12 protein-coding genes are annotated in these 16,880 nt (G+C 51.3%); 5 read left to right on the forward strand and 7 right to left on the reverse strand.

Going from position 1 to position 16,880, the window contains the following annotated elements:
• Window positions 1–98: 98 nt before the first annotated feature.
• The 4 genes from AACU55_RS24305 to AACU55_RS24320 form a co-directional block, all read right to left on the reverse strand.
• Entirely contained in the window at window positions 99–1,685 is a 1,587-nt protein-coding gene (locus AACU55_RS24305; RefSeq protein WP_134706284.1) for a hypothetical protein, read from the reverse strand.
• Between the two features lie 125 nt (window positions 1,686–1,810).
• Window positions 1,811–2,968: an FAD-dependent urate hydroxylase HpxO gene (gene hpxO / locus AACU55_RS24310; RefSeq protein ID WP_134706285.1), complete on the reverse strand. Its 1,158-nt coding sequence runs from the start codon at window positions 2,966–2,968 to the stop codon at window positions 1,811–1,813.
• Between the two features lie 300 nt (window positions 2,969–3,268).
• On the reverse strand, window positions 3,269–5,248 hold the full coding sequence (locus tag AACU55_RS24315) for a metallophosphoesterase family protein (RefSeq protein WP_234300308.1): 1,980 nt from the start codon (window positions 5,246–5,248) through the stop codon (window positions 3,269–3,271).
• A gap of 214 nt (window positions 5,249–5,462) precedes the next feature.
• Window positions 5,463–6,152, reverse strand: a complete 690-nt coding sequence (locus AACU55_RS24320) for a YopT-type cysteine protease domain-containing protein (protein ID WP_134706286.1) — start codon at window positions 6,150–6,152, stop codon at window positions 5,463–5,465.
• Between the two features lie 206 nt (window positions 6,153–6,358).
• Between AACU55_RS24320 and AACU55_RS24325 the strand changes: the two genes are divergently transcribed.
• Together AACU55_RS24325 and AACU55_RS24330 are read left to right on the forward strand one after the other, a co-directional pair.
• Window positions 6,359–7,213: a LysR family transcriptional regulator gene (locus tag AACU55_RS24325; protein WP_037034979.1), complete on the forward strand. Its 855-nt coding sequence runs from the start codon at window positions 6,359–6,361 to the stop codon at window positions 7,211–7,213.
• Between the two features lie 100 nt (window positions 7,214–7,313).
• On the forward strand, window positions 7,314–8,732 hold the full coding sequence (locus AACU55_RS24330; protein WP_134706287.1) for an amidohydrolase family protein: 1,419 nt from the start codon (window positions 7,314–7,316) through the stop codon (window positions 8,730–8,732).
• 88 nt (window positions 8,733–8,820) lie between these two features.
• Here the strand turns inward: AACU55_RS24330 and AACU55_RS24335 are convergent, their stop codons facing one another.
• Window positions 8,821–9,363 (reverse strand): single-stranded DNA-binding protein, encoded by a 543-nt coding sequence (locus AACU55_RS24335; protein WP_013577340.1) that lies wholly within the window; start codon window positions 9,361–9,363, stop codon window positions 8,821–8,823.
• A 326-nt stretch (window positions 9,364–9,689) separates the two neighbouring features.
• Between AACU55_RS24335 and uvrA the strand changes: the two genes are divergently transcribed.
• From uvrA to AACU55_RS24350, 3 genes are read left to right on the forward strand one after another with little or no spacing between them, the layout of a single operon-like run.
• Window positions 9,690–12,545, forward strand: coding sequence for an excinuclease ABC subunit UvrA (gene uvrA / locus AACU55_RS24340; protein WP_037034977.1), 2,856 nt, complete (start codon window positions 9,690–9,692; stop codon window positions 12,543–12,545).
• A gap of 60 nt (window positions 12,546–12,605) precedes the next feature.
• Complete coding sequence (locus tag AACU55_RS24345; protein ID WP_134706288.1) at window positions 12,606–13,946, forward strand: AAA family ATPase; 1,341 nt, start codon at window positions 12,606–12,608, stop codon at window positions 13,944–13,946.
• Window positions 13,933–14,565: a TIGR02646 family protein gene (locus tag AACU55_RS24350; RefSeq protein ID WP_134706289.1), complete on the forward strand. Its 633-nt coding sequence runs from the start codon at window positions 13,933–13,935 to the stop codon at window positions 14,563–14,565. The genes AACU55_RS24345 and AACU55_RS24350 overlap by 14 nt, the downstream gene beginning before the upstream one ends.
• Window positions 14,566–14,628: 63 nt before the next feature.
• Here the strand turns inward: AACU55_RS24350 and AACU55_RS24355 are convergent, their stop codons facing one another.
• Complete coding sequence (locus AACU55_RS24355; RefSeq protein ID WP_134706321.1) at window positions 14,629–15,810, reverse strand: esterase; 1,182 nt, start codon at window positions 15,808–15,810, stop codon at window positions 14,629–14,631.
• A 115-nt stretch (window positions 15,811–15,925) separates the two neighbouring features.
• The gene (locus tag AACU55_RS24360; protein ID WP_013577345.1) at window positions 15,926–16,843 is read right to left on the reverse strand and encodes a LysR family transcriptional regulator; all 918 of its coding nucleotides are present in this window, start codon (window positions 16,841–16,843) and stop codon (window positions 15,926–15,928) included.
• Between the last annotated feature and the right edge of the window lie 37 nt (window positions 16,844–16,880).

Here is a 16,880-nt window from a genome sequence, read left to right on the forward strand (position 1 = left end):
TGATTCCTTCATTATCCTTTGAAGCACAAAAATGAATTTGTATTCATAAAAATGCTTAAGTGACTGGCATTACCCGTCAGGGGCTGTTTTGGTTTTATCTACACTAATGAAGGACTGTTTTTCAACTGCGCAGCATCCGATTCCATCAGTACCATCCCGCTGAGATCCGGCAGGGTCTGATGATTCAGATAATCCCGGAACGACATGCGCGGGGCGTTATTTTCCCAGGCCGATTGCAGCGTGCCCAGCAGGTCAGTGGTTTTCGACGTGATTTCCGGCGTGGTGATGTCGGATTCCAGTGCGCCTTTCACATATTTCTGAATATGTGTTGAGTTGCTGGCGGACTGAGCCACTGTGGCACTCATCAGCGCACCTTTGTGATATTGCACGGACGTCGTGCTTTCTGCCTTGTCATCAATCTGATAGTAAAGGTAATTCTGCGAGTTGCGGTCGCTGGTCAGATTCAGTTTCAGCCCCGGTGTCAGCGATGCATGATAACTGGCGACCAGATGTGACTGTTGCTTCTGCGTGATATTGCGGTCCTGCGTACCCGTGCCGGTGATCGTGCTGGTTTGAGAAACCTGATAAGAGAACGTATCGGTTTCATCCGGGCGCATCGGATTGGTGGAATCGACCGGGGTCTGCGAGACTGACGCCGTGAAATCCGCCAGCCCGGTCATCATGTTTTTATCGGTTTTGGTCAGCGAGAAATAGACCGGCTCAGCACCCCCGCTTTTATAAGTCGTCGCGGTTTCGCCATAATTGCTGTTCAGCGCCGTAAAGGCCTCTTTGAACATGTTCATCAGCGATTCGTCAGCATTACCACGGTTGCCTGCGCTGCTGATTTGTTTCAGATAACTGTTCAGCGCCTGCTTCTGCTGGCTTTCAGTGCCCAACAGTACCCGTTTACTCATGTCGACGCTGATATCCACCGTGCCAGCAACACCGGTCGATTTCACTGAGCGGGTATTCGCATCAGCATGAAAATCCAGCGTCTGAGTATTGGTGGTGCCCAGCGTGGCATGTAAGTCCACCGACGACAGCACTGAGGTATCAAACTTCGTCAGGCCACTCAGATCGAGCTTGGGCGGTTGCGCCGTCAGGCCATCAATCGCTTTCTGAAAACCTTCCGCCAGTCCTGCCAGCGCTTTGCGATCCGTATCGCTGAGCGTGCCTTTGCTGACATTCACCTGCACGCCGAGTCCGTCATCATCACTGCCCAGCGTGATATCCACCAGTGCGCCGCTGGCAGTTTTAATGCTCAGGCTTATCTGGTTATCAGCTTTGGTATGAAGTTGGGTTTGGGCGGCAACGTTGGCCGCCGAACCGGTCGACTGAGCGGAAGTCTGCTTCATCACCGATTGCGAATAGCTGCTGCTGTCGGTAGTGAAACGTTCAAGCAGCGCCGCACCGAGTCCGGTAAAACGCGCCGCATTGCCGGAATGGCTGAAATTCGATGCAAGCTTTGAAGACATCAGATCGCTGGAAGAACGTTCCCAGACCAGTGCCGGTTTGGTGATGTTGTAGACCGGCGAAGCGGTGTCCGCCTGGCCGATCATTACCGTGGTGGATTGCGCCGTCGAAGCCTGCTGCTGGCTGGCTGCAGTAGTGACTGCCGTCAGTGATTTTGTTGACGTCACCAGCGTGTTGAGCGCCTGATTACCTGTCGCAGAGATAACTGTCATCCCGATGAGTCCCTATGTTTTTGCGCCATAGCGCCAGTGGATACCTTGATCCTTCTGATGCTATTTTCGGCAAAAACACAGGAAGCTTTAAGGATATGTAAAAGTTGTTTCTTACGCCCCCGACGTTATTCCAGCGGACCGCCCAGAATGGTTTCGCACATGCCGGAAAGAATGCGTTCGCCGGTTTCGCTTTTCAGATCCTCATACCATTGTTCGGTCACGGCCATTTCTTTGCCGTGGGTGACATCGCAGCGTTTACGCGCCTTCAGCACCAGATCCTTCACGCGATATGCCCGTTTTTCCTGATAACGCAGCAATGCATCTTCAATGCCTAATGAATTGGTTTGCAGCATATTTGCCAGCACCACTGCATCTTCCATCGCCGCGCAACCGCCCTGCCCGATATCCGGCGTGGTGCTGTGGCCGGAATCACCGAGCAGCGCAATCCGGCCTTTGACCAGTTGCATAAAGGGTTCGATGTCGTGGATTTCAACGCGGTTGGTGGTTTCAGGATTGATCTGGCTGATCAGCTTCTGCACCGGTTCCGCCCAGCCCGCAAAGTAACCCTGTAAATCCTCGCGTACCGTAGTGCGATCCTGCGGCAAGCCTTTTGGCAGCGGCACATCAAAGAAAAAGTAGAAACGGTTGCCACTCACCGGCATCAGGGACACGCGTTTACCCTCGCCGACAAACGTCGTCCACTGGTCGGCAGGCGCGATGCTTTCATCGATTTCCACCAGGCCGTTCCAGTTAACATAACCGGCATAGCGGCGCTCTGTCGCATAACCCAGAACGTGCTGGCGGATAATGGAATGGGTGCCGTCAGCGGCAATCAGCAGATCGCCGGTCGCAGACGTGCCGTCGTCAAACCAGGCGGTGACGCTGTCGGCAGATTCTTCAACGTGCGTCACGCGCTTGCCAAACTGCACCTGATCGCGGCCATAAGTCTCCAGCAGCATCGACTGAAGTTCCGCGCGCGCCACCGGATATGGCTGCTCGCCGACGCTTTGGAGCAGCGGATCCATACTGAAACGCGTCATGGTCTGGCCCTGCTGATATTCTTTGTAGGCCATAAAACGCATGTTGCCGCCGAGTTCGCGCAGCGCCTCTTTCATGCCGAGATAATTCAGACACTTTACGCCGTTAGGCCAGATGGAAATCGCCGCACCGACCGGTTTGATCTCTTTCACTGCCTCGTATACCGCCGTTTCGATACCAAAACGCTTCAGCGCAATCGCCGCACACGCACCGCCAATACCGCCACCAATCACGATCGCTTTCATATTTTTCTCCCCTGAGTCTCTTTAGGGAAAAGCAATTTCTGTACCAGAAAGACGATTTGCCGCCAAAGCCTTGTATACAATCTTAAGGCAAATCATTAACGGCCGAAGCGCAGGTGAAATGCGCTAAAACGAGGCGTCGTTTTGGAGCAAGAGTGGCGTAATAGCCGCGAAGTGAATCACTCTGGTGCGAAAGGATGGGGCGGAGAGAAAGCCGGAGGAAGATTTACATCAGACAAATATTCGCAAATCACTCCCCCAGCAGAGGGAGTGATAATTTGGATCCACAAATGCCGCAGTGCGTTACTTGCACCAACCCCAGTGCAGGTTACGAGGTAGCGTTCCCCACGTTTCTATGCAGGTATTTTCCTGTTTGGTCAGTGACTGGGAATATAAAGCCCGTCCCGTTCCTGTTACACCTTTAATTTTTACGTTCGTCGCTTCAGCAGGAATAATAACCTGCTGAGTATTACCCAGCGATAATTTATATTCTTTATTGAAATTGGCTTTAGTACTGCTGTTGGTATAAGTGAGTCTGTAATAACCTGTGTAACCGCCTTTATTACGCAGACTCAGGATGTAACTTTTCGGTACAGGTGCCATTTCCGGGACGTTGAAATTAAGTGTAAATTCCGTTCCCGGTGACATTTCATCAATTTTATCATTGCTTACCATATATGTTTTTCCCATCTGCTTATTGTAATCAAGCTCAAGAATCAGCATATCGCCGTAATAAGCCGCCCCGCTGTTTGATGAAGAGATACCATGTGAATGGCCACCAAATCTTATCGAGCCGCCATACTCCCCCAGTATATCCCGCGTTGGAGTCTCATTTTCACTGTAACTTTCACCTCCATGCTCCAACGCTATTGTTGCTTTACCTTTTATGCCTGCATCGCGTAACTGCTCACGGAACCACCCTTCACCGTCCCTGACCTTAATATCATACCGGCGGGCAGCATCCGAATTAAACCCTGAAAATTCCTTCGTATAATGCAAATTATTATTAAGCTGAATGAAACGAATACCCGCAATATCAAAACTGTAACCGAAACTGCCAATATAGTTGGTACTGAGATGCGGGAATTTATAACCATTCATGACGTCGTAATCAACGGAAACGACATCTTTCAAACTATTAATATGATCAACTAAATTCCGGATACTACGAATTGCACAGCGATTTTCCCACAAACCACAGTCATTCACATTGCCGTCATAATCATGATTACCCAGCCCGTACCAGTAAGGTGCATTAAGTTTGCCAAAAGCTTTCTTGGCATCAGACCACTCGCCACCATGCCCCCAGTGGGTAATGTCGCCGTTAATAATCGTCCCCCTGAAGGCATCACCGTATTTGTCTTTCAGTGTGTTAATTGCATCAATCTTCTTAAAGTTAGCTTTGCTGGGCACCGTGTTATATGGCGTAGATGTAGTCTCCTCCCCAAAATGCCAGTCAGACGTAATGGCATAATATTCTTTTGGATGAACAACACGCCACCAGGCATTATCTTTTTTATTTTCCGGGTAATACCAGTTTTTACTTTTCGCATTACCATTAAACTTTGCTTCAAAGAATTCAGTAGCCCCGTTAACCTGACGGCCATGTATTTCACCGACCGTCGTATCAGCGCTCCAGGCTTTTGGCGCAGCAATGGAACCATACACCGCAGAGGTTACCGCCGCGTCCGGGAAGACCTCCTGTCTCAGCTGTTCTTTGATATTTTTCAGTGCTTCGAATGTTTCTTCCGCACTGTCTGTTGAAACTTCGTAAGGACGGGAATGCTCCACCCCATTTACATCGGTGTAAACCATCTCCCCTTTTGCAACAACTGGAGAGATATTGTTATCACTGGAATCGACCGTTTTAGCTTCTAATAAACGCACGGCTTGTCCATCTGACACAGTGATTGCTTTTATTTCATATGGACTTGAATTCTCTGAAACCTTATAGCCAGATATTTCGGTCGAGAGTTTCATCCGGGCATAGTCATTTTGATCATCAGGAATAGGTAACCCGTCCTGATGAGGGTCAGGAACCGGAACAGGCGCGGGAGGATTAGGAGAAGGAGAAGGACCTGGTGATATTTCCCGACGTATAGAACTCATGTCGATCATCTTCATGCCATCAGGCACAGTGACTACAGCATCTGGTAAATGGTAACCACCTCTTTGCGTTGCCACATTGCTAATATTTATTTCTGCTGAGGTATAAAATGGCAAACAAGCAGCGATAGCCATGGCTATCCTGCCATATTTAATTTTATTTTTTGAGACGAACATACTTTCACCCTTGAGGTTAATCATTTTACTGTTAGTAAATTATCGTACCTCGACATTATAATTTGTAACAAACATTTGTTTTAAAATAAATAATTAAGTTGACTTATTTTACAACGACCATTAAACAATCGGAATACAGATAGTTAAATACATATCAACGCTAAGAATAAAACCTCAAAAGTAGTTTTTCACTGTTATCTGTGAATCCGGAGATTCAGGAAAAAACGGAAGCTGAATAATGTTCAACCGTCAACATAAAGTACTGGCTGTAGTATTCAGAAAAAATATGTATCAGAAATTTTTCCATTTCATCGCTGATACCATTCTTAAAGGGAAAAACCGTCTCACCATAATTGGGGTCAAAGATTTTTATTTGATTGGATTCTGCCCTGAGACCTAATGAGTGTCCGCTGGAAGATTTTTTAATCGATATATGACAGCCATTGCCCTGGCTGACACTTTTTAATATTGACTGCGCCATGGTAATTGCGGTGTTTCCAGTCAATTTTATTTCCTCCCGAATAAAATTAACCTGATAAGATTTTAGAATGCCATGAAAAACACTTTTCATTTCTTTCATATTCCCGCTGGCACTCAGGTGTTCCTGAAAATTCATGATCCCCCGCACCACCGCCTTACCTTTTTCACTGGCAATATAGGCACTGAACCGGCTCCAGCTTTGACCTGATATCAGGTATGCGCCCACCAGCCCCTGACACACACCGTTTTCAAGACCATATTCAACCACCCGACCGGCGCGATCATAGACATTTCCGGTCCATGCGCCTTTTCGTTTTTTCTCATCACAATGATCCCATTTGTTTTTCTTAATATATTCCCCCTGTCGGAATTTATTATATATCCCATTATAATTTTGTATCAGTCTAACTGAATCCATTCTCATAAAATCACTTCATTCCATTATTAAGAAAAACTTTGCAAATGATAAAGAAAAAAGACTTTCAATGTTGAACATGATTAATTCAGAAAACATAAAGGAAACCTTTTCTTCTAAGGGGTTCTCAGTCCCTGGTCTGGTGCGAGAGCGGGAAGGTTGATACTCTGCTAAGTATTGATATTTCGAATACCAAAAGCATAAACATTTAAAAAATGAATCGCTATCCAATGTTCAGCCCGCAGCAGTTGCTTAGTTTTGTCGCCGTCTGCGAAACCGGCAGTTTTACCCGTGCGGCCGACCGCGTGTACCTGTCGCAATCGACAGTCAGCCAGCAAATCCGCCGCCTGGAAGAAGCGCTGGGAAAACCTTTGCTGGAACGCACGTCTCATCAGGTGCAACTGACTGAAGAAGGCGAACGGTTGTTGGGTTATGCGCGGCGGATTATCGCCCTGAACGGTGAAGCGCACGATGCGCTGAGTGACCAGTGGCCGGACGGCGTAGTGCGTCTCGGCGTGCCGGAAGATTTTGCTGCGGCTACCACGTCCCTGCTGGCGCAATTCAGCCGCGCCCATCCGCATATTCGCCTTGATGTCACCAGCGGCCTGAGTCACGAACTGCGCCGCGCCTGGCAACAGGAGATGCTGGATATCATTCTGGTGAAACAACTCACCGGCGAAAAGGCCAACGCCTCGCGCCCTGAGCCGATGCTGTGGCTGGACAGCGCGGCGTTTCCGGCGTTTGAACGGGATCCCATCCCGCTGGTGCTGTTTCCGCTCAACGGGTTATACCGCGAAGAACTGTGTCAGGCACTGGATGCTCTCGGACGTAGCTGGCGTATCAGTTACAGCAGCGCCAGCCTCGCCGCGCTGGTCGCTGCCAGTGCGGCCGGATTGGGCGTCACCTTATTGCCCGCCAGTTGCCGCCAGCCGGAGCATCGGATTCTTGGGGCAGAAAGCGGATTGCCACCGATTGATAACGTCGAGCTGGCGCTGTTTTACCGCCACGACGCGACGCCTGCGCAAATCGCACTGGCCGGAAAATTAAAGGATTTTTGTCAGCTTAGTTAGCCATTGCATTTTCCACTGGCAGGCAGTGGGAAAAATCGCAGCCGGAACCGGCGTCATCTTTTAAGGTGAAGGGAAAAGCAGCATCCTCCCGTCCCGCATCATGATTAAGGAATTCGACGTGCAAAATCCTCAGCAACAAAGCCGCAGAAACTTTCTTTCGCATAGCGCCAAAATCACTGCCACCGGCGCGCTGTTAACCGCAGGTATGGCATCAGCCTCCCCGTTCAAACCGGGCGCGATGGACGAAAAATGTGACGATGCCAGCCAGATCAACGCGATTTCTGCGCCGCATTACCAGTTGCGCAATGTGCGGCTGGAAGAGGGTTTTGAGCGCGAAGGCGATATCGTTATTGCCACCCAAACCGGCCTGTACAACCTGGAAATCAACAACGGCAAAATCGTGGCGATCCAGCCTGCAAAAGACGCCCCGGCCAGCACCTTGCCTGCTTTTGATGCCAGAGGATTACTTCTGCTGCCCGCCACGCGCGACATGCATATTCACCTCGACAAAACCTTCTACGGCGGCAAATGGGAAGCGCCACGCCCGCGTAAAGGCAAAACAATCATGGACATGATTGCCCGCGAACAGGTGCTGATCCCCAAACTGCTACCAACATCGGTGGAACATGCCGAAGCGATCATCGGGCTGCTGCATTCCAAAGGCACCACCGTGGCGCGAAGCCACTGCAATATCGACCCGGTCAGCGGCCTGAAAAGCCTTGAGCATCTGAAAATCGCACTGGAAAAACATCAGCAGGATTTCAGTTGTGAAATTGTGGCGTTCCCGCAACACGGCTTGCTGCATTCGAAAGTCGATGGCCTGATGCGTGAGGCGATGCAAATGGGCGTGCAATACGTCGGCGGACTGGATCCCACTAACGTGGATGGCGCGATGGAAAAATCCCTCGACGCGATGTTCCAGATTGCGCTCGATACCAACAAGGGCGTGGATATTCATCTGCATGAAACCACGCCGGCCGGTATCGCGGCAGTGAAATACATGATTCAGACCGTGGAGAAAAACCCGCAACTGAAAGGCAAAGTGACGCTCAGCCACGGTTTTGCGCTGGCGATAATGCAGGGCGCGGAACTCGACGACGTCATTGCCGGGCTTTCAGAGCAGCAGTTCACCGTCGCTTCCACCATTCCGCTTGGCAAACTGAATATGCCGCTGCCGCAGCTCAGCCAGAACGGCGTATTTGTCATGACCGGCACAGACAGCGTCATTGATCACTGGTCGCCGTTCGGCACCGGCAGCATGCTGGAAAAAGCCAGCCTCTACGCCCAGCTCTACGGTAACTCCGACGAATTTGGCCTGACGCGCTCCCTCGCTATCGCCACCGGCAACGTCCTGCCGCTCGACGACAGCGGCAAACGCCAGTGGCCTGCGGTGAACGATAACGCCGAAATGATCCTGGTCGACGCCAGTTGCTCTGCCGAAGCGGTGGCGCGGGTGTCAGAGGTGAAAGCGACATTCCATCAGGGCAGATTAGTGTTTGGTGCGGTGGGGAAAGTGTGAGGAATTAGAAAGTAGTCAACGCTGCAAAACAAAAAGCCCCTTTCGGGGCTTTTTGTTGTTCTGAACGTTGATGCCCGAAGGCAATGAATCAGAACGGGATATCGTCGTCGAAATCCATTGGGGGTTCGTTGTTCTGTGCTGGCGCGTTGTTTTGCGCAGCCGGACGAGATTGCTGACCGCCGCTGAACTGGTTGCCGCCTTGTGGCTGCTGAGGCTGACCCCAACCGCCCTGCTGGCCGCCTGCGGATGGCTGACCGCCACCTGCTGGTGCGCCGCCGCTTGCACGGCCGCCGAGCATCTGCATGGTGCCGCCGACGTTAACAACGACTTCGGTGGTGTATTTTTCAACGCCAGCCTGATCGGTCCATTTACGGGTTTGCAGTGCGCCTTCGATGTAGACCTGAGAACCTTTCTTCAGGTATTCGCCTGCGACTTCCGCTAATTTGCCGAACAACACCACACGGTGCCATTCGGTTTTTTCTTTCTGCTCGCCGGTGGCTTTGTCACGCCAGCTTTCAGACGTTGCCAGAGTGATGTTGGCAACCGCGCCGCCGTTAGGCATGTAGCGGACTTCCGGGTCTTGCCCCAGATTACCGACGAGAATAACTTTGTTTACGCCTCTGCTGGCCATGTGGATTCTCCTGATGATGTATGTCGTGGTTGAAACCACAGTTTGGGGTGTGAGGAAACTCACTTCGCGACATTATAACCACAAAACGTTGCCTCCGTACCACGGATGTCATGCACTGCGATTTTCTTTCCAGATTGTTCAGCAAACATTCCATTGTTACATTGAGTACTGGATATACATTCAGGTTTTGGGGTGGCACAGGCTGTGATTTGTGTCATAATTGCGCGTTACGTTCTTCTCTGTGCCCGATTCGATGGCTGGCGCGAAACTGGTTTTCACGGCGGTCACCGGCACGGTGAGCTATCAAGTTAATCCGGGAATGATGAATGGATAAGATCGAAGTTCGGGGCGCACGCACCCATAATCTCAAGAATATCAACCTGATTATCCCGCGCGACAAACTGATTGTTGTCACCGGCTTATCCGGTTCAGGCAAGTCCTCTCTGGCGTTCGATACGCTGTACGCCGAAGGCCAGCGCCGCTACGTCGAGTCGCTGTCGGCCTACGCACGCCAATTTTTATCCTTAATGGAAAAACCAGACGTCGACCATATTGAAGGTCTGTCTCCGGCGATTTCGATTGAGCAAAAATCAACGTCGCACAACCCGCGTTCTACCGTCGGGACCATCACCGAAATCCACGACTACCTGCGCCTGCTGTTTGCCCGCGTGGGCGAGCCGCGCTGCCCGGATCATAATATTCCGCTTTCAGCCCAGACCGTCAGCCAGATGGTGGATAACGTGCTGGCACAGCCGGAAGGCCAGCGTCTGATGCTGCTGGCGACCATCATTAAAGACCGTAAGGGTGAGCATACCAAGACGCTGGAAAATCTGGCGTCGCAGGGCTATATCCGTGCGCGTATTGATGGTGAAGTGTGTGATTTGTCCGATCCGCCAAAATTAGAATTGCAGAAGAAACACACCATTGAAGTGGTCGTTGACCGCTTTAAAGTGCGTGACGATCTGGCGCAACGCCTGGCGGAATCGTTTGAAACTGCCCTCGAGCTTTCCGGCGGTACCGCCGTGGTCGCCGATATGGATGACCCGAAAGCCGAAGAAATGCTGTTCTCGGCCAACTTTGCCTGTCCGGTGTGCGGCTACAGCATGCGCGAGCTTGAACCACGGATGTTCTCGTTCAACAACCCGGCCGGTGCCTGTCCGACCTGTGACGGGCTGGGTGTGCAGCAGTTCTTCGACCCTGATCGTGTGGTGCAGAACCCTGAGCTTTCGCTGGCGGGTGGGGCTATCCGCGGCTGGGATCGTCGTAACTTCTATTATTTCCAGATGCTGCGCTCTCTCGGTGAGCATTATGATTTCGACGTGGAAGCGCCGTTTAACGAACTGAGCAGCGACGTGCAAAACGCCATCCTGCACGGTTCCGGCAAAACCACCATTGAATTCAAATACATCAACGATCGCGGTGATACCTCGATTCGTCGCCATCCGTTTGAAGGCGTGCTGCACAATATGGAACGCCGTTATAAAGAAACGGAATCCAGCGCAGTACGTGAAGAACTGTCGAAATACATCAGCAACCGTCCGTGTACTTCCTGCCGCGGCACCCGTCTGCGCGAGGAAGCGCGTAACGTATTCGTGGAAGAAACCACGCTGCCGGAAATCTCTGATTTCAGCATCGGCCATGCGATGGATTTCTTCCGCAATATGAAACTCAGCGGTCAGCGCGCCAAAATTGCTGAGAAAGTGCTGAAAGAGATTGGCGATCGCCTGAAATTCCTGGTGAACGTCGGCCTGAATTACCTCTCGCTGTCACGTTCTGCGGAAACGCTGTCCGGCGGCGAAGCCCAGCGTATCCGTCTGGCGAGCCAGATTGGTGCCGGTCTGGTGGGCGTGATGTACGTGCTGGATGAGCCGTCTATCGGCCTGCATCAGCGCGACAACGAACGTCTGCTGGAAACCCTGATCCACCTGCGCGACCTCGGTAACACGGTGATTGTGGTCGAGCACGACGAAGACGCGATCCGCGCCGCCGACCATATTATTGATATTGGTCCGGGTGCAGGCGTACACGGTGGCGAAGTGGTGGCTGAAGGCACCGCTGAAGACATTATGGCGACCGAGAATTCACTGACCGGCCAGTTCCTGAGCGGTAAACGGGAAATCTCCGTACCGGCGCAGCGCGTCCCGGCGGATGCCACCAAAGTGCTGAAACTTTCCGGTGCCAAAGGTAACAACCTGAAAGATGTCACGCTGACGCTGCCGGTGGGCCTGTTTACCTGTATCACCGGCGTGTCCGGCTCCGGTAAATCGACGCTGATTAACGACACGCTGTTCCCGCTGGCACAGCGCGAGCTGAATGGCGCAACGATTGCTGAAGCTGCGCCGTACCGTGAAATCGAAGGTCTGGGCCATTTCGATAAAGTCATCGACATCGACCAGAGCCCGATTGGCCGTACGCCGCGCTCTAACCCGGCAACCTACACCGGTATTTTCACGCCGGTGCGCGAGCTGTTTGCCGGTGTGCCGGAATCACGTTCACGCGGCTACACGCCGGGGCGTTTCAGTTTCAACGTCAAAGGCGGCCGCTGCGAAGCCTGTCAGGGCGACGGCGTGATCAAAGTTGAAATGCACTTCCTGCCGGATATTTATGTGCCGTGCGATCAGTGCAAAGGCAAACGCTATAACCGCGAAACGCTGGAAATTAAATATAAAGGCAAGAGCATCCATGAAGTGCTGGAGATGACCATTGAAGAAGCGCGTGATTTCTTCGATGCCGTCCCTGCGCTGGCGCGTAAATTGCAGACGCTGATCGACGTCGGTCTGACCTACATCAGCCTCGGCCAGTCAGCAACCACGCTGTCCGGCGGTGAAGCACAGCGCGTCAAACTGGCGCGTGAGCTGTCCAAACGCGGCACCGGTCAGACGTTGTATATTCTCGACGAACCGACCACCGGCCTGCACTTTGCCGATATTCAGCAACTGCTGGAAGTGCTGCATCAGCTACGCGATCAGGGCAACACCATCGTGGTGATTGAACACAATCTGGACGTGATTAAAACCGCGGACTGGATTGTCGATCTCGGGCCGGAAGGCGGTGCGGGCGGCGGACAGATTCTGGTCGCCGGTACGCCGGAAACCGTCGCGGAATGCAAAGAATCGCATACTGCGCGCTTCCTGAAACCGTTGCTGGAACGCCACAGCCAGCAGGCGAAGAAAAGCGCTTAAAATCATGAATTAGCAGATACAATGCGTCGAAGTTATTTTTAAAAGCTAAAGGGTAGCGTTATGGAAATTAAAAACATTCGTCTGATTAACGTTGGTCGTTTTGAGGATTTGGAAATAGCGCTATCACCAACTGAGAATTGTACTGGCAATACGACCGTTTTTGTCGGTAACAATGGGGCAGGAAAAACCTCATTACTTAAATCTATAGCGACATCGTTGAGCTGGTTTATCTCACGCATTCGTTCGGAAAAGGGCAATGGAAGCCCTGTTTCGGAAGATGTCATCCTTAATGGACAAAATTCGGCATCCATTGAACTCGAAGTCCTCGACGCGCACGTTGGAAAATCTTTTACATGGGCAATAGCCAAAACCCGTGCAGGGCGAAAAGCTGTATTTCAAACACATTTGAGTTCTTTGTCTGCATTAACTGATATCTACAGGACCAAGCTTTCAGATAATGACAAAACTGCACTGCCACTGATAGCGTTCTACCCTGTTGAACGGGCAGTCCTGGATATCCCACTTAAAATCAGAGAAAAACATACCTTTACTCAACTTGATGGATACGATAATTCGTTGAGTCAGGGAGTAGACTTCAGGCGCTTCTTTGAGTGGTTTCGCGAACGCGAAGATTCTGAAAATGAGCGGGGGTTTACTGAAGAATCTTTTGAAGCAATGACCAAAATTATTGGTGAAAATCATGCATCTATCGTGAAACTTAACGAACTTCGTGATGCAGCCAAAGACAAGCAATTAACGGCCGTACGTTCTGCTATCCATCACTTCATGCCAGGTTTTACAAATATTCGGGTAAGGCGTAAACCCCGACTGCATATGACCATTGATAAACAGGGCGAGACGTTAAGCGTTTCACAACTGTCACAGGGTGAGAAGTCTCTGATGGCATTGGTGGGAGATATTGCACGACGCTTAGCAATTATGAATCCTGCTTCAAACAATCCGTTATCAGGTGATGGAATTATTTTAATTGATGAAGTGGATATGCACCTTCATCCGCAATGGCAACGCAGTTTAATAGAGCGCTTAACTTCAACGTTTCCAAATTGTCAGTTCATTTTATCAACGCACTCCCCTTTGGTGATCAGCGATTACAAAGATGTATTGGTTTACTCCTTAGAGAATGGCCAAAGTAAAGAAGTCTCAACCCAATACGGACAAGATGCCAACTCTGTTCTGTTAGATGTCATGGACACTGATATCCGCAATAACCACATCAACATACGTTTGAACGACTTATTAGATGCAATTCATGACAAAAAAATCGACGCGGCCAGATCAATTATTAACGAACTTGAGACCGTACTCCCTGCGTCAAATATAGAATTAATCAGGGCAAGATTGTTGCTGCGTAAACAGGAGTTACGCCGTGAGGAAAGTTGATAAAGGAATGGAGCCACCCAGTCTAACCGATTGGAAAGCCGCAAATCCTGCGGGCAATTACACCGGACTGACAAACCGGGAAAGAGTTGATATTCGCTTTTACTGTGTGCGTGAACAGTTTTATATCTGTGCGTATTGTTGTCAGGCAATTACCGGTCAGAATGATGACTGCATGAATGAGCACGTTGAGGCTCGAAACTTGGCACCCCACCGCAGTCTGGATTACACAAATATCGTGGCCAGCTGTACGGCGCTCAATCAATGTGACGACTCACATGCCGCTCAGCCTCTGCCACTGACACCTTTTATGAACGAGTGTGAAACTGAGTTTCGTTTTAAAATTAGTGGGCGAATAGAAGGCTTAAGCGCACGCGCTGAAGAAACAATCCGCGTTCTTAACTTAGGCGATACCGAAAAAAATAATCGTGCCCTGATTGAAAAGCGAAAACAGTTAGTCAGTACATTGATGCTGAAAAATGGTCTCGATGCGGAGGCAGGGCTGGAGGACGATGATCTTTTGCGAGCGGTTATAGAAGATATCTCAGCACCCGCGGACGGTCATCTTGAGGCATTCTCCCCCGTAATGGTTAATATTTTAAGACAATGGATCACGGCCTGAATACCTCATTAAGCTGATTTGGATAAGTATAAACAACGCCACTTCCGCGACGTTGTTCATATGTTACTTAAATATCTTCTGCACAAACTCCGCATAGGCCGGGCGCCAGACGTCCATTTCATGGCCGAGATTCGGGTATTCGTGGTAATCGAATTTAATCTTTTTCTCTTCCAGCTCGGTTTTCAATCCGGCAATGTCCTTCCCTGTTACCACATCTTTCTCGCCGACAACCACGGTGAAGTTTTTCAGCTGTGCATTGATTTTTTCCGGTTCAGCGAAGCGTTTCGCCACATCCGCATTGGGTACGGTGGTGGTGCTGACACCGCTGAGTGTCGCCAGCCAGCCAAACTGGTCGAGATGCGTCATGCCACTGACCAGCGTCTGATAACCGCCTTGTGAAAGCCCGGCCAGCGCGCGTCCGGTTGCGTCATCACGCACACGGAAGGTTTTAGAAATCAGCGGGATAATATCACCGGTCAGCTCTTTATCTGCGGCGGCAGCATTGCGCGGATAAAACTCTTTGCGGCGATCTTTGGTGACGTAATCTTCCGGCACCACGCCTTTGGCGTCGGTTTCGGTATCCGGAATGACCACCAGCATCGGCACGATTTTTTTCTCCGCCAGCAGGTTATCCATGATTTGCGGAATGCGCCCCTGATCCAGCGCCGAACGACCGGTGTCGCCAAAGCCGTGATAGAAATACAGCACCGGCAACGGCTGTGAAGCATCGGTGTAACCCGGTGGCGTCCACACCGCGACCTGACGCTCGGAATTCAGCGCGGCGGAATGATAGGTCAGCGTGTGGACTTCGCCGTGCGGCACGTTTTTCACATCAAGAATACTGCCGGGCACCAGGATCAAACTGGTATTCACCTGACGCTGTGGCTTGGGCATTGCACTGCCCGGATCGGCAATCCTCAAGCCATCCACGTTGAAGAAATATTCATACAGATCAGGCTTCTGTGCACCCGATGTCCAGCTCCAGACACCTTTATCGTCCTTGGTCATCTGATGCGGAATGTAGGTCACCGGCGTGGCACCGGTCACCACATCGACATGTTCGGCAGTCGGCGCATACAGCCGGTAAGTGATGGTTAAATCAGGATTCACCGCCGTGATGTAATTTTTGGCAGGCACCGACGCATCAGGATCCTGCGGCAAGCTTTGCGCAGAGACGATCAGCGGGAACGGCGCGCTGAGCGCCAGAATCAAAAGCGTGGCAAGATTCAGCCGGTTACGGGTCATCATCCTTTCCTTCTGGGTTGGCGTGAGCAAACGGACAACCTGTCCTCAAGTAACTCACTGTTTTTGCACAACTCTCAGAGTAGGTTATTTTTACCGCCCGCGAGCGTGATCGGCGTCACTGTTCCGAAGATGCATCTAAAGCATGAAGCTGCGGCAGTGCACTCAGCCGCTGATAAGCAAAATCCCAGAAAGTCCGTACCTTGCGTGGCATTTGCTGTACCTGCTGCGCCACCAGTTGTACCGGCAACGGCAAAGGTTCGAAATCCTTCAGCAGCCGCACCATACGGCCTGCCTGCACATCATCCCTGACCTGATACGACAATAACCGTGCGATCCCCTGCCCGCTGCGCACCGCCAGCAGTTGCGATTCCACATCGTTGGAAAGCAAACGTGGCGACAGCCGCACGCGCAAATCGTCCTCATTCGGCCCGAAACGCCATTCACGGATTTGGGTACGCAGCGTGCCCATCACCGTCTGATGAGAAGCGAGTTCCGACGGATGCTGTGGTTCGCCATGCTGCGCCAGATACGCCGGACTGGCGACCAGAACGCGGGTGACTTGCGCAACCTTACGGGCGACTTTGCCTGAATCTTCCTGATGACCGATGCGCACCGCCAGATCTAACCCTTCGTCAATCAGATCCAGATTACGGTCATTTAACATCATTTCGATTTGCATATCAGGATGTTGCGCCAGAAATTCCATCACCAGCGGCGCGACGTGTTTACGACCAAACTGTACCGGTGCGGTGATGCGCAGCAGGCCGCTGAGCTGGGTTTCCGCGGTATCTTCTACCGCGTTCTGATACTGGCTGAGCAGCAGTCGCGCTTTTTCCGCCAGCCGTGCGCCTGCTTCTGTTGGCGCCAGACTGCGCGTGGTGCGCTCGACCAGCCTTGCGCCGAAACGGTGTTCCAGCGAGGCAATGGCGCGGGTGATCGCCGGAGGAGAACGGTGAAGTTTACGGGCAGCTTCCGCCAGGCTGCCATACTGAAGTACAGCGACAAAAATCGCCATTTCGTCTAAACGGTCCATAGATTCTTCCACCAGGTGAAACGCTCAATTTCAATCT

Origin of the sequence: Rahnella sp. CJA17(1/100) (genome assembly GCF_963881615.1) — a bacterium.
In the GTDB taxonomy this organism is placed as follows: domain Bacteria; phylum Pseudomonadota; class Gammaproteobacteria; order Enterobacterales; family Enterobacteriaceae; genus Rahnella; species Rahnella aceris.

Excerpts from the sequence above, each read along its gene's own strand:
- AACU55_RS24305 (WP_134706284.1), bottom strand. The coding sequence starts at position 1,685 with ATGACAGTTATCTCTGCGACAGGTAATCAGGCGCTCAACACGCTGGTG.
- hpxO (WP_134706285.1), bottom strand. The coding sequence starts at position 2,968 with ATGAAAGCGATCGTGATTGGTGGCGGTATTGGCGGTGCGTGTGCGGCG.
- AACU55_RS24315 (WP_234300308.1), bottom strand. The coding sequence starts at position 5,248 with ATGTTCGTCTCAAAAAATAAAATTAAATATGGCAGGATAGCCATGGCT.
- AACU55_RS24320 (WP_134706286.1), bottom strand. The coding sequence starts at position 6,152 with ATGAGAATGGATTCAGTTAGACTGATACAAAATTATAATGGGATATAT.
- AACU55_RS24325 (WP_037034979.1), top strand. The coding sequence starts at position 6,359 with ATGAATCGCTATCCAATGTTCAGCCCGCAGCAGTTGCTTAGTTTTGTC.
- AACU55_RS24330 (WP_134706287.1), top strand. The coding sequence starts at position 7,314 with ATGATTAAGGAATTCGACGTGCAAAATCCTCAGCAACAAAGCCGCAGA.
- AACU55_RS24335 (WP_013577340.1), bottom strand. The coding sequence starts at position 9,363 with ATGGCCAGCAGAGGCGTAAACAAAGTTATTCTCGTCGGTAATCTGGGG.
- uvrA (WP_037034977.1), top strand. The coding sequence starts at position 9,690 with ATGGATAAGATCGAAGTTCGGGGCGCACGCACCCATAATCTCAAGAAT.
- AACU55_RS24345 (WP_134706288.1), top strand. The coding sequence starts at position 12,606 with ATGGAAATTAAAAACATTCGTCTGATTAACGTTGGTCGTTTTGAGGAT.
- AACU55_RS24355 (WP_134706321.1), bottom strand. The coding sequence starts at position 15,810 with ATGACCCGTAACCGGCTGAATCTTGCCACGCTTTTGATTCTGGCGCTC.
- AACU55_RS24360 (WP_013577345.1), bottom strand. The coding sequence starts at position 16,843 with ATGGACCGTTTAGACGAAATGGCGATTTTTGTCGCTGTACTTCAGTAT.